This window comes from Aeribacillus composti, assembly GCF_031760945.1.
Taxonomy (GTDB): Bacteria; Bacillota; Bacilli; order Bacillales; family Aeribacillaceae; genus Aeribacillus; species Aeribacillus composti.
On the sequence record NZ_CP134501.1, the window covers coordinates 2,821,301 to 2,834,453 of the forward strand.

Genomic DNA, 13,153 nt, shown 5'->3' on the forward strand with positions numbered 1-13,153 from the left:
ATTATGTCCAGCCCAAAGGGCAATGTACGTTTATAGGTGGCTTGCTTTTTCGATTACTTATTTAATTCAGCTTTAGCTGTTTCGGCGAGTTGTGCAAATCCTTTTTCATCATTTACTGCTAAGTCAGCAAGCATTTTTCTGTTTACTTCAATGCCAGCAAGCTTTAAACCGTGCATGAACCGGTTGTAGGAAAGACCGTGAATGCGCGCAGCAGCATTGATTCTCGTAATCCAAAGCTTACGGAAATCGCGTTTTCTTTGGCGACGGTCACGGTATGCATACATTAAAGATTTCATTACTTGCTGGTTAGCAACTTTATATAAACGATGCTTCGAACCGTAATAACCTTTTGCAAGCTTAATAATTTTTTTGCGGCGTCTGCGTGTCACTGTACCGCCTTTAACACGTGCCATAATGCATTCCCTCCTAAAAAATCGAAGTTAAAAATTATTTTATATTGTCAAGCATTTGATGAATACGTTTAAAGTCACCTTTGCTTACTAATGCTGGTTTGCGAAGTTTGCGTTTTTGCTTTTGAGTTTTGTTAGCGAATAAATGACTAGTAAATGCATGAGACCGTTTCAAATTTCCGTTCCCAGTTTTTTTAAATCTTTTCGCAGAGCCGCGATGAGTTTTCATTTTAGGCATAAAAGGATCCTCCTTCTATTTCTTTTCGTTTTTCGGTGCTAGCACTAGAAACATGCTGCGCCCATCCATTTTCGGCTTCGTTTCAACAGAACTGATGTCAGCGCATGCTTCAGAAAATCTTTCTAGAACTCGTTGGCCGATTTCTTTATGGGTAATCGCTCTTCCTTTAAAGCGGATCGATGCTTTCACCTTGTCACCCTTCTCCAAAAATTTCCGAGCATTGCGAAGCTTTGTATTAAAGTCATGCTCTTCAATTGTTGGGCTTAGGCGGACTTCCTTCACATTAATAACTTTCTGCTTTTTACGCGCCTCTTTTTCTTTCTTTTGCTGCTCGAAGCGGTATTTTCCGTAATCCATGATGCGAGCAACCGGCGGTTTTGCATTCGGAGCAACAAGAACGAGATCCAAATTGGCATTTGCGGCAATATCAAGCGCTTCTTGCCGTGATTTAATGCCTAATTGATTACCGTTTTGATCGACCAGTCGAACTTCACGAGCGCGGATGCCCTCGTTTACTAACATGTCTTTGCTAATAATGAGCCACCTCCAAGATTTTATAAACAAAGTGCACGTTCGCCTTGACAGAGCTTATACATTCGTTTATGCAAATAAAAAACGCGTAGACGCACACTGCACCCACACGTTGAATACACGAACTTTTTGTCCAATGTATAAACCTGTCAACAGCAACGATGTGCGTCAATCAGGTGAGAAGCGGGTGCTTCTGCTTGTTCTCCTTGACTATAATATTCTATCATGGCAAAGCAGCTTTGTCAAAACAACATTTCTTCAAAAACGATACCATTTTAAACTATTCAAACAGAAAATGCAAGAGACTATTTGAATGAACATACATAAATCGGAATGGAGTGGACATGATAATCAATATATCATATAACTATTGGAGTGATCGAAATGGATGCAAACCGCGTAAAACAAATTTTATCCTCGCCGGCTGATATTGAAGTTCTCTATAACGGAGCTTCCGTTTGGATTGATCAGCTAAATGAAGATGGAAAAACAGCAACCGTTCATGTAAGAGGTCCGTTTAAAGAACGTACGGTTGTAAATATTTCTGAGCTTGAAGAAAAATAATTCCTCCATTGTTTTAAACTTTATTGATATAAAATAGCTCCCAATGCTCCGGTAAAAGAACCGTTTGATAAAAATATGCTTTGCAGACCTGTCATGGAATCAAAGCTTTGGATGATTTGTTGTAATGGAGGGTTTTGCGAAATTGCAGCTCCAACATAGACACACGTGTCCACTTGATGAAGCTCGGCACATTGCTTTGCCAAAAGAACGATCGTTTCACCAATCAATTGAAATAACGCTGCAGCAGCATCTTTTTTCCGTGCTCTCGATAAATCCGGATTGCCAAAATTAGCAGCGGTTAAATCTCCTAAAATTGGAGGAGCCTCTTCTCCATACAAATCTTTTACCAACAAATCAACATGGCTTCGATCACCTTTTTTCGCCAAATCAACGATTTGATAAAAATTGCTCTCCTGCAAAATGAGCCGGCTTAAACCGGAAATAACACCGCCGCCGATACCGCTACCAAGCAGACGCTCATAACGCTCGCCCTTCATAAGGAAAAAAGATGTTCCCGTTCCGATGCTGACGATTAAAAAATCGCTCTTTGGCTCCTTTCCTTCTTTTACTAAAAGCTCTCTTGTTCCTATACAAACTGAATCAAATTCTGGAATAAAGGTCACATCAGCTCCGGTCAATTTTTCTTTTACTTTTGCAGCTCTGCCTCCTGTTATTCTATAGCGGGCAGCCGGCTTCAATCTCTTCATCCAAGAAAGAGCTTGATCCATTTCATCAATTGGAAACCATTTATACCGATATCGCCCATGTTCAACATAAGCAATTTTTAATAAACTTCCCCCTGCATCAATTCCTACTATTTCCATCCGTACACCCCTCGCTTATGTTTCAAAAAAAGGAAATCAGCAAACGCCGATTTCCTTATTTTCTCCCTTCTTTTCCAACAGATACAGCAAATGTCTCCAGCGGCATGGATTCTGATTTTTGTTCTCCATACTTTCTGACATTGACCGTCTCATTTTCTGCTTCTTGATCACCGACAACGACCATGTACGGGATTTTTTGCATTTGTGCCTCACGAATTTTATAGCCGATTTTTTCATCCCGAATATCGACTTCAACACGCAAGCCTTCTTGCTGAAGACGCTGTTCTACTGTTTTGGCATAATCAAGATGCACTTCCGGCGAAACAGGGATGACTTTCACTTGCACAGGTGCAAGCCAAGTTGGGAAGGCGCCTTTATATTCCTCAATTAAGAAGGCAACAAACCGTTCCATCGTTGAAACAACTCCGCGGTGAATAACAACTGGCCGATGATGTTTGCCGTCTTCGCCAACATATGTTAAATCAAGCCGTTCCGGAAGGAGAAAATCTAGCTGAACAGTCGATAATGTTTCATCTTTTCCTAAAGCCGTCCGCACTTGTACATCCAATTTCGGTCCGTAAAATGCCGCTTCACCTTCCGCTTCATAATAATCCAGCCCGAGTTCGTCCATTGCGGCTTTCAGCATCGACTGGGCCTTTTCCCACATTTCATCATCATCATAATATTTTTCTTTATCCTCAGGATCGCGGTAAGATAATCGGAACGAATAATCTTTTATACCAAAATCCTCGTATACCTCTTCAATAAGGCGGACAACTCGGATGAATTCGTCTTTAATTTGATCCGGCCGCACGAAAATATGCGCATCGTTCAACGTCATCCCGCGAACACGCTGCAGCCCTGTCAATGCCCCTGACATTTCGTATCTGTGCATTGTTCCAAGTTCTGCAATGCGGATCGGCAATTCCCGATAGCTGTGAATTTCATTTTTGTAAATCATCATATGATGCGGGCAGTTCATCGGACGCAATACAAGCTCTTCGTTATCCATCTTCATTGGCGGAAACATATCATCTTGATAATGGTCCCAATGGCCGGAAGCTTTATAAAGATCGACGCTGCCGAGAACAGGTGTGTATACATGCTGGTATCCGAGTTTAATTTCTTTATCAACAATATAGCGTTCGATAATCCGGCGGATAGTTGCACCTTTTGGCAGCCAAAGCGGCAAGCCTTGTCCAACCTTTTGAGAAGTGGTAAACAGGTTTAATTCTTTTCCAAGCTTGCGATGATCCCGCTCTTTCGCTTCTTCAAGCATGCGGAGATGTTCTTTAAGCTCTTCTTTTGTAAAAAATGCTGTACCGTATATGCGTTGAAGCATTTTGTTTTTGCTGTCTCCACGCCAGTAGGCGCCGGCTACGCTGAGCAATTTAAATTCCTTTATTTTTCCGGTAGAAGGAACGTGGACTCCTCGGCATAGATCGAAAAATTCTCCTTGCTCATATATGGAAATGATTTCGCCTTCCGGAATATCATCGATAAGCTCAAGCTTTAAATGGTCGCCGATTTCCTCATACATTTTTTTTGCTTCATCGCGGCTTACTTCTTTACGAATAACCGGCAAATTTTCGCCGACAATTTTTTTCATTTCTTTTTCGATTTTAGGCAAATCTTCGTGAGAGATCGCTTCATCCATATCGATATCATAATAAAAACCGTTTTCAATGACGGGCCCAACTCCCAATTTTACATTTGGGTAAAGCCGTTTAATCGCTTGCGCCATTAAATGTGCTGTACTATGTCGTAAAATTTCTAACGCTTCTTTTGTATCAGGCGTCAAAATTTCAATATGGCCGTCTTGTTCAATCGGGGTTTTTAAGTCAATAAGCTTTCCATTTATTTTACCTGCAATGGCTTTTTTCTTTAATCCAGGGCTGATGGATGCAGCGATTTCTTCCGTTGTTGTTCCGTACGGAAATTCTTTTACAGAACCGTCTGGAAAAGTAATTTTAATGGCTTCTTTCATCTTCTTTCCTCCTTTGTTTTTTCTTGCAAAAATAAACACCCGTCCCTAAAAGAAGGGACGAGTGTTGTATGTAAAACCCGTGGTTCCACCCTAGTTCCCGCTCAAAACTTTGAGCGGCTCATTTTGATAACGGAGCAATCCGCCAGCTATTACTTGGCAAAAGCCGTTCACAGCTGAAGTTTAGAGGTGGTAAGAGCATTACACGAGTTAGGAAGGTTTCAGCCTGTGCCTTCCCTCTCTTTGAACTGTGATAATACTCCCGTGTCCTCATCATAACCTTTTCGTGATGAATGATTTCAACCGTATTATAGACTGATTCGCCACCAAAAATCAAGGAGTACTGAAAGAAACTTATCGTTTTTGAAAGCTAGCCCTTGAAAAAAATCGAACCCGTTCCTGAAAGATGTTTTGGATCGTTTGAATCATTGCTTCCTCCTGTTGATCGGAGTATATATAAATTTCTAAAGGAGCAATGGATACAAGCGGGGCCAGCAAATGGGAATCAATATACATCGGGTGGCGATAAATAAATTCCCGATCAATCCACTTTTTCAATTCCAGCTCTTTTATTTCGATGAACTTTTCATTAAACACTTGAAAGGAAGTATCATGCAAAATATGAATCGTTGATAATTTCGGTTTTTTATTGAGAACATATTCCCGCAAGCTTTGAATAAAATTTTGGTATTCCTGCTCCATTTTATACTCTTCAATGGAGAGACCGACATATTCCGAAAGTCTTGATAAATAATCAGACAAGCGGAATTGAATAAATGATTCTATAGAAAAAGATTGGTTTGGCCGAAGGAAATTCGTTAAAGCAGAAATAATTAAGTTTTCTCTCGGCTCAAAATGTTTGATCATTGGAATTTCCGCCCGCTCTCCTTCCAAGATCGATTGAGCAATATGTAAAATTTGCTGTTTTTCATCTTCATCCTCAAAATAAAATTGTTTTTCAATTATAAAAAGAAGGAGACGGGGCTCTTTCACATTTAGAAAAAAGTCAACAAATGATGGTACGAGCACATCAGATATAAATGTTTCCCAATCATCTGTTTCACATGTTAATACTGTGCCGTTCAGCAAGGCTGCTTGGAAATCAAAGTTTTCCTTCTCTGTATTAAGCAATTGATGCAGATAAGAAGCTTCTTTTTCCGTTTGAAAAGTTATTTCCAGCAAAAAAAGATCCCCCCCTTTATATAGCAAGTCCTGTTTCTATATATATGGGGGGATGGCATTATTTAGAAGTGTTTGCTGTCCAGCGGTTATTCTTGTCTGCGATTTTTTCCTTTCAATTCCACGGGAATGGCCAAAAAACGAATCCTTTCCATAATTCTTTTTGCCTTTAGCTGTTCTATTTCGCCTTTTTGTGAATAAGTCAGGTGGTGTTCCAATTCGCTAAAATTAAAGTTGGATGTAAAAAAGGTCGGTAAATTTTCAAGCATGCGGAATTGGAGAATCGAGCCTAAAATGTCGTCTCTCATCCAGCTCGACATCGATTCAGCACCAATATCATCAAGCATTAATACCGGAATTTTTTTTACCGCATCAATCTTTTCATTCAGTGAATGATCTTGAAGAGCGCTTTTTAACTCCCTGACAAACTCCGGAACATATACAAGCATGGAAGGAACGCCTTTTTCCGCCAGCTCATTCGCGATCGCTCCAAGAATAAATGTCTTTCCCACGCCGAAGGAACCGTATAAATACAATCCTTTTAACCGATCATTCTGACCGTATTGCTCAACAAAATCTTGCACGAGAGACACTGCCTTCAGACGGTTCGGTTCGTTTAAATCAATATCCTCAAGGTGTGCATTGAGGATTTCCTTTGGTACATACATGCATTTAATGAGCGATTCTTGTTTTTTTCGAGCATCATATGCTTCTTTTCTCGGGCATTTATCATATTTCAGGTCGATTGTTTTTCTTTCAATAATTAATGTAGGGTGATATCCTTTTAAAATATTTTTGCACTCATCTAAATTTCGGCATTCACGGCAAAACTTGCTCTGCGTTACAAATTCATACAGTTTGCCTAAGCTGCGGTCAATCATATGTTCATCGATTTGATTTTTATGCTTTTCTAAAAATAACCTGACATCTTTGTCCGATTTTATTTGCTGTTTCAAGTTCAAATACGTTTCCCGAAACCCTTTGCTGTTCATGAATTGTTTTAAATGATTTTGCAGGGATTCCATCTTCCTCCCTCCTTTCACCTAGTCCTTCTGTTTATTTTTATATTTTTTAATCCGCTCCTGCAGCTTTTGTTTTTCTTTTTCAAACGCTTCCGGATCGATGTTTTCTACCTGTTGATTTTCGTTTTCCAAAAGCCATGAAGGGAGTTTTTCTTTTCGAACGATTTTTTTGCTGTCAGTCTTCTTATCCTTTGTTTCCGCCCAGGTTAAATATTTCTTATGTTCTTTTTTCGCCACATCCACTGCATCCTTCACAGTTTTAATTCCTAATCGAGCCCAGTGGCTGGCAATTTTCTCAACATACGCTCTTGACAATCTCATATTTGTTTTTAGCAGGACATAATAAATTAAAACATTGACAACTCCGGGAAGCAGCTTTTGCTGAAACATGACATCTTCAATAATTTTCAAATCCGCTGCGGACGGTTCAATCCCGCCTGAAATATCTTTTAGAAACTGTCTTGGAGAGATGGATTCAAGCTGTCGAATTAATTCCTTATCTTTTGACTGTTCAATTTCTTCGTCTTTCACCCGCTGATTCAAAGGCTGAAGCCTATCAACAAGCTCTGGAAGACGGTTACCGTGATTCAGCTTATACCAATCCCTCGCCCATTTTCGCAGCTCGTCTAAATTAATTTGCTCATCATGATCCAAAGAACGGATGACCAGATTTTTCATTTCAATTGGATCAATTCCATAAACATATGCTAATTTCTCAACAGCTTCCTTAACCGCAGGCGTGATCGCTTTTTTGGGCACAATATGCTCTGATAAACCGGCATAAAACAATTGAAAATCAAAGGACTGGTTTTGAATCGAAATCGGTTTCCCAGGCGCATGATCAAAAAGCTCCTGATCGTTTTCCTCAGGTTCCATTGCAATATTGGCTGAAAGCTCAGATGGGTGGATCGATTGGTATACTTCATGAAATGATCTTGTCACATCTTTGGCGTTGCTATCAACCGATTTATCGGAAAAATAGCTTTTCAATCTTTGGTACACCGTTTTTCCAACTCTGTTATATAAATATATGTTCAACATTCCATCATAAAAAAATTGTTTGGGGGAAAGAGGTCGTTGAAGTTCATAAATATATTTTTTCGGTTCGCTTTCATCGACAAGGTATGTTTTTAAAAGACCTATTCCTTCTAATTTCAAACGGTCATGATAAATTTCATTTAATGGGGATTGAGTAACAGCCATTAAAAAATGGTGGGTCGATTCCGTCCCCCAAAGACGGTTTTGTTCAAGCTCGCTCCAAAGCGTCATGTATAAGTTTAACGTTCTTGGCCCGATTAAGGGCTGGTACAGTAATGTAAGAACTTTTCGGTCAAATTCATGAATCAAACTGCTCGTACATTTCACAACGTAGCGATCAACAGGCAGCAGCTCTTTCCAGTGATGATGTCCAATCATTTTTTCAAAACCTTCCCAAATAGCATGTCATAATCTCGCAGCTCTTTATGAACGTTCTTTTTTGATCAGTTCTTTCAATTCCTCAATAAAGACATTTATATCTTTAAATTGCCTGTAAACAGAAGCAAATCGAACGTATGCGACTTCATCAATTTCGGCTAGTCTGTCCATCACCATTTCGCCGATCGTTTCGCTTGATATTTCCGATGTACCTAGATTTCTTAGTTCTTTTTCAATATCATGCGCAGCATCTTCCAATTTTTTTAAAGAAACCGGTCTTTTCTCACAAGCTTTAATCATCCCGCGCAAAACTTTTTCCCTGCTGAACTCTTCTCGTGTTCCTTCCTTTTTCACAACGATGAGCGGAATTTCTTCCACTTTTTCAAACGTTGTGAACCGATATTGACATTCCTCACATTCCCTTCGCCTCCGAATTGATCTCCCTTCATCGACTGGACGCGAATCTAAAACACGTGTTCCAAAATGGTGGCAGGAAGGGCATTTCATATCACCAGCTCCAATCTTTTTAACTAAATCAAAAAAGCTCTACCTACATCTTATTAAATAGCATTGGATCAGACAAGAAACTTTCAAGTTCTTGTATTTTTGTTATAGATAATTCGACTGAATGAAATGGATTTCTGTCAGTCCGGTCCAATCAAATGATGTTCGAACCGCCAAACAGTGATGGCAGCCATGCCAATAAAAGCTTTTTTATTTTTGCATCACTACAATGAATGATTTTAAAAACATCAAAGCCTCTTTTTCATAACGGCTTTGCAGGGGGGGGAGAATAACTCGGTACTTTGAGGCCGCAAATAAGATGCCTCTAAATACCATTCAATATGAAATATTATTCTTAATTATAATATAAAAAGAGGTGCAGTAAAAAGCTGACACCTCTTTGCATTTCCATTCAAATTTTATTCTGTTTTCACTTTAAAGTGCTTTTGCTTGACCCTGTTTAATTTGAACAGGACCCATACCGCGAGGAATTTCAATATTTTCGCGCGTTTGAGCACCTAAAGCTTCAGAAATGTAATCCGCTGCAATATTTGGATTTAAATCACCGCAAGTGTACACATCAATGCTAGCATATCCATGCTCTGGAAAACTATGAATTGTTAGGTGTGACTCTGAAATGATCACAACTCCGCTTACACCTTGAGGCGCAAACTTATGAAACGCAACCTCCCGGATTTCAGCACCTGATTTTAATGCTGCATTTACAAACGTTTTTTCAATAAATTCCAAGTCATTCAACTTATCAAAGTCGCATCCCCACAGCTCAGAGATAACGTGACGTCCCATTGTTTCCATAGCCATGGATCCCCCTTTATAAATTTTTATGAATTCTTCGCACTCTGGTATGTTTAACTACCACGGGGGAAAGTTAGTCCAAAGAGGTCCTAACCCTTTAAGTAGCCACATTACCTTGCGTTTAAGAAGTTCACGAAAAATAGTATATATGGTTTGATTTGTTTTTGCAACATACTTTGTCAAAAATTTTGCGCTGAAAAAAGTATCCAAACAAAAAGAAGAAGAGGGTCAATCTTTGTAAAGATCAACCCTCCCATCATTTTATACAGCTGCGGCCAATTTATTCAATTTGCTTGCTACAAGTTTTGCTAAATCCACAACGCGGCAAGAGTAGCCCCATTCATTATCATACCATGCAAGCACTTTTACCTTTCTTGTTCCCATAACCATTGTCGTTAAACCGTCGACAATAGCAGAGTGCGGGTTTGTGTTGTAGTCAACTGATACGAGCGGTTCTGAAGAAAAATCTAATATCCCCTTCAGCTTTCCTTGAGAAGCTTGGATAAACGCTTCATTTACCTCTTCAACGGTCACATCGCGTTTTAGATCTACAACAAAGTCTACGAGGGAGACGTTTGGTGTAGGCACTCTTAATGCAAGACCGTGCAATTTTCCTTTTAATTGCGGTAAAACTAAACCGATCGCTTTTGCTGCACCGGTAGTTGTCGGAATGATTGATTGGGCGCACGCTCGCGCTCTTCTTAAATCTTTATGCGGATTATCAATATTTCTTTGATCGTTCGTATATGCGTGGACAGTAGTCATTAAACCATATTCAATGCCAAACTGTTCATCAAGAACTTTTGCAACAGGCGCTAGACAGTTTGTTGTGCAAGAAGCATTCGAAATAATGACATGGTTGTCAGGATCATATTGTTCTTCGTTTACACCGATAACAATCGTTACATCTTCATTTTTTCCAGGTGCTGTTAAAATAACTTTCTTCGCCCCTGCCTCAACATGCATCATCGCTTTTTCACGGGAGTTGAATTTTCCTGTCGCTTCAATCACTATGTCCACATCTAGATCTTTCCAGGGAAGTTCAATAGGATTTCGATTGTTCAAAAGAAGCACTTTATGGCCATTTACAATTAAATGATCTTCTTTTGGAATGACTTCTCCTTCAAATTTCCCATGGTTTGTATCGTATTTAATTAAATGAGCCAATGTTTCTGCTGGATAGCTTGCATTGATTGCTACGATATTCAAATCTCCTTCTAAAATTGCTTTTCTGAATACCATTCGGCCAATTCGGCCGAAACCGTTAATGGCAACCTTAGCACTCATGTGAATATCCCCTTCCGGCATTATGTTACACTTTTTATCTCCTATTCTGTTAATTAGTATATCATATTTATAAAATAACGAAACAATTATTTTAATCGTTTCTTAAAAAATATATACTAAAAATAAAAAAACCGCTCTATTCACGAGCGGATTAACCAATTCCCCAATTCATGAGAATGTTTTCCAATTGCTGTTCCGTTTCTTCTAATGTTCCATCATTATTGATCACTGCATCGGCAAATTTTACTTTTTCTTTCAAAGGCATTTGTGCATTGATGCGTGATAAAGCTTCTTCCTTCGAAAAATTATTCCTTTTCATTAATCGTTCCAGTTGATTTTTTTCTTCCGTATAAACAACAATCACTTTATCCACTAAATGCTTCAAATTGCTTTCAAATAGAAGGGGAATATCGAGAACTACTGCTTTCGCACCTTCTGAGATCAATTGTTCCTGTCGCCTTTTCATTTCCAGCCTGACCTCAGGATGTACAATACTGTTTAGCTTCTCCCGCTTATCTTCGTTTTGAAATACAATGGAGCCTAATCGAGCTCGGTTGATCGTTAAGTCTTCGTTTAATATTTCCTTTCCGAAAGCATTTACAATCTCTGTATATGCTTTTTTGCCGACTTCTACCACTTCTCTTGCAATTAGATCTGCGTCAATAACTGGAATGCCTCTTTTTTTAAGCATTTCAGACACAGTGCTTTTTCCGCTTGCTATGCCTCCAGTTAATCCAATAATCATTGTCATATCATCATTCTCCTTTATCCTTACATGGCCCAAACACCGATCATTATTAATAATAAACCCGGGATAAATGAAAACTTTTCAAAAAACGAATAGGATGAAGCAAATCGGCCGGATTTCATTCCAATATAAACAAACATCGTGCTCATACAAGTGACGAAAATAGCTGTTAAAAAAGGTTCATACCCTGCTAAAGCCGCACCGATTCCTGCTCCGAATGAATCGAGCGAAAGAGCGATTCCAAGCAGCAAAGCTTCCACGCCTGTAATCTCGCCAGATCGATCCATATCAACTGCAGCAGGCTTTTTCAATATATGAATGACAATGCCTAACGATTTTAATTCCATATTTAAAATCGTTTTTTCACTCTTTTCCTCATCTTTCTCATCCTCTGATTCATTGTTGCGGAAAAAGGAATATAACACAAACATGCCAAGCAAAATGAAAATAGCTCCGCCAAGCCTATCCGTAAAATAGGGAGGAAGAACACTTTGAGCTATTTGTCCGGCCATCATCGCAGCGAGCAACACAATCGCCGAACAGCATGAAATAGTGATAATCGATTTAATTGGAATTTTTACTTTACGCAAACCGAACGCTAAGCCAACAGAAAAACTATCAAGACTGACTGCCAACGCCAATATTAAAACCGATCCGATTTCCGTCATTTTATCAAATGCCCCTTCTTTCCTTTTATTGCTAACATAGTAATATGAAAACCGCCTAAAATGTGTTCGCTTCAGAAGGTGGCATAAATCTTTCTACACTTGGCAAGATGAACAAAAATGTGTGCCTCTTCCCCCAATTTTTATTTTTTGGATAGGGCTTCCGCAAATTTTACATTGTTCTTTTTCTCTTGCATAGACAAATAAGTCCAGTTGAAACATCCCGATTTGCCCTTGTGAATTGACGTAGGATCGGACAGTACTTCCTCCTTTTTCAACTGCTTCCTTCAGCGTTTGAATAATTTCCCGATGCAATATTTTCACTTTTTCCGCTGTCAAATCTTTTGCCAGCCGCTCCGGATGAATGCCTGATCGAAACAATACTTCATCAACGTAAATGTTTCCTAATCCCGCCACTATTTTTTGGTCAAGCAAAACCGTCTTGATGTTTCTAGAGGTAGACTGAAGCTTGCTCATAAGTCTTTCAGCAGTAAATTGTTCCGAAAAAGGCTCCATCCCTAACTGGGACAAAGGAGGATGCTTCTCCTCCTCGCCCTTTTGATACAGATGCATAGTGCCAAATTTGCGAACATCCCGATATCTTAATTCCGTTTCATCTTGAAAGCGAAAAATGACATGTGTGTGAGGTTCAATGGGCTTTATTTTTGGATACAGTCCATATCTTCCTTCCATTCGTAAATGTGATACAAGAACATATCGATCTAAATAAAATTTTAAAAATTTCCCTCTTCTTCCGATTTCATTGATTGTTTCCCCTCTCAAAACGCGGCAAAACTGCTCTGCGTCTTCGGGACGTTTGATGATTTTCGGCCATGATACGATAACTTCATCGATGACTTTTCCTATGACAAGCTCCCTTAATGTTTTTCGAATCGTTTCTACTTCAGGAAGCTCAGGCATTATGTTCACCCCTTATCTACACTCGAAAAAGGCGGGGGAGCTTC

15 protein-coding genes and 2 other annotated features are annotated in these 13,153 nt (G+C 39.3%); of the genes, 1 reads left to right on the forward strand and 14 read right to left on the reverse strand.

All coding sequences use genetic code 11. The annotated features are described in order from the left end of the window. Nucleotides 1-53: 53 nt before the first annotated feature. From rplT to infC, 3 genes are read right to left on the reverse strand one after another with little or no spacing between them, the layout of a single operon-like run. The gene (gene rplT / locus RI196_RS13745) at nucleotides 54-413 is read right to left on the reverse strand and encodes a 50S ribosomal protein L20 (protein WP_063387420.1); all 360 of its coding nucleotides are present in this window, start codon (nucleotides 411-413) and stop codon (nucleotides 54-56) included. Nucleotides 414-447: 34 nt separating this feature from the next. Next, on the reverse strand, nucleotides 448-648 hold the full coding sequence (gene rpmI / locus RI196_RS13750; RefSeq protein WP_063387419.1) for a 50S ribosomal protein L35: 201 nt from the start codon (nucleotides 646-648) through the stop codon (nucleotides 448-450). Nucleotides 649-663: 15 nt separating this feature from the next. After that, nucleotides 664-1,185 carry a translation initiation factor IF-3 gene (infC, locus tag RI196_RS13755; protein WP_222422773.1) on the reverse strand — a complete coding sequence of 174 codons (522 nt, stop codon included), beginning with the start codon at nucleotides 1,183-1,185 and terminating at the stop codon, nucleotides 664-666. Nucleotides 1,186-1,253: 68 nt separating this feature from the next. Continuing rightward, nucleotides 1,254-1,384: a sequence feature (ribosomal protein L20 leader region), on the reverse strand. A gap of 179 nt (nucleotides 1,385-1,563) precedes the next feature. Between infC and RI196_RS13760 the strand changes: the two genes are divergently transcribed. After that, on the forward strand, nucleotides 1,564-1,743 hold the full coding sequence (locus RI196_RS13760; RefSeq protein WP_094246321.1) for an H-type small acid-soluble spore protein: 180 nt from the start codon (nucleotides 1,564-1,566) through the stop codon (nucleotides 1,741-1,743). 20 nt (nucleotides 1,744-1,763) lie between these two features. On the opposite strand, the gene coaW is transcribed toward RI196_RS13760, so the two are convergent. From coaW to mutM, 11 genes are all read right to left on the reverse strand, one after another. Then, a complete protein-coding gene (gene coaW, locus RI196_RS13765; RefSeq protein WP_144597650.1) occupies nucleotides 1,764-2,567 on the reverse strand; it encodes a type II pantothenate kinase in 804 nt (267 codons plus the stop codon). Between the two features lie 55 nt (nucleotides 2,568-2,622). Then, a complete protein-coding gene (gene thrS / locus RI196_RS13770) occupies nucleotides 2,623-4,554 on the reverse strand; it encodes a threonine--tRNA ligase (protein WP_311066375.1) in 1,932 nt (643 codons plus the stop codon). 50 nt (nucleotides 4,555-4,604) lie between these two features. Further along, nucleotides 4,605-4,837: a binding site (T-box leader), on the reverse strand. A gap of 68 nt (nucleotides 4,838-4,905) precedes the next feature. Further along, nucleotides 4,906-5,733 carry a putative sporulation protein YtxC gene (gene ytxC, locus RI196_RS13775; RefSeq protein ID WP_063387414.1) on the reverse strand — a complete coding sequence of 276 codons (828 nt, stop codon included), beginning with the start codon at nucleotides 5,731-5,733 and terminating at the stop codon, nucleotides 4,906-4,908. Nucleotides 5,734-5,819: 86 nt separating this feature from the next. Next, entirely contained in the window at nucleotides 5,820-6,755 is a 936-nt protein-coding gene (dnaI, locus tag RI196_RS13780) for a primosomal protein DnaI (protein WP_063387413.1), read from the reverse strand. Between the two features lie 18 nt (nucleotides 6,756-6,773). After that, nucleotides 6,774-8,168 carry a replication initiation and membrane attachment family protein gene (locus RI196_RS13785; protein ID WP_311066376.1) on the reverse strand — a complete coding sequence of 465 codons (1,395 nt, stop codon included), beginning with the start codon at nucleotides 8,166-8,168 and terminating at the stop codon, nucleotides 6,774-6,776. Between the two features lie 45 nt (nucleotides 8,169-8,213). Continuing rightward, complete coding sequence (gene nrdR / locus RI196_RS13790) at nucleotides 8,214-8,675, reverse strand: transcriptional regulator NrdR (protein ID WP_063387411.1); 462 nt, start codon at nucleotides 8,673-8,675, stop codon at nucleotides 8,214-8,216. A 432-nt stretch (nucleotides 8,676-9,107) separates the two neighbouring features. After that, on the reverse strand, nucleotides 9,108-9,488 hold the full coding sequence (gene speD / locus RI196_RS13795; protein ID WP_063387410.1) for an adenosylmethionine decarboxylase: 381 nt from the start codon (nucleotides 9,486-9,488) through the stop codon (nucleotides 9,108-9,110). Between the two features lie 261 nt (nucleotides 9,489-9,749). After that, entirely contained in the window at nucleotides 9,750-10,775 is a 1,026-nt protein-coding gene (locus tag RI196_RS13800) for a glyceraldehyde-3-phosphate dehydrogenase (RefSeq protein ID WP_063387490.1), read from the reverse strand. Between the two features lie 151 nt (nucleotides 10,776-10,926). After that, nucleotides 10,927-11,526: a dephospho-CoA kinase gene (gene coaE / locus RI196_RS13805; protein WP_094246326.1), complete on the reverse strand. Its 600-nt coding sequence runs from the start codon at nucleotides 11,524-11,526 to the stop codon at nucleotides 10,927-10,929. A 20-nt stretch (nucleotides 11,527-11,546) separates the two neighbouring features. Further along, the gene (ytaF, locus tag RI196_RS13810) at nucleotides 11,547-12,191 is read right to left on the reverse strand and encodes a sporulation membrane protein YtaF (RefSeq protein WP_063387408.1); all 645 of its coding nucleotides are present in this window, start codon (nucleotides 12,189-12,191) and stop codon (nucleotides 11,547-11,549) included. 93 nt (nucleotides 12,192-12,284) lie between these two features. Further along, nucleotides 12,285-13,109, reverse strand: coding sequence for a DNA-formamidopyrimidine glycosylase (mutM, locus tag RI196_RS13815; RefSeq protein ID WP_130156137.1), 825 nt, complete (start codon nucleotides 13,107-13,109; stop codon nucleotides 12,285-12,287). Nucleotides 13,110-13,153 lie beyond the last annotated feature (44 nt).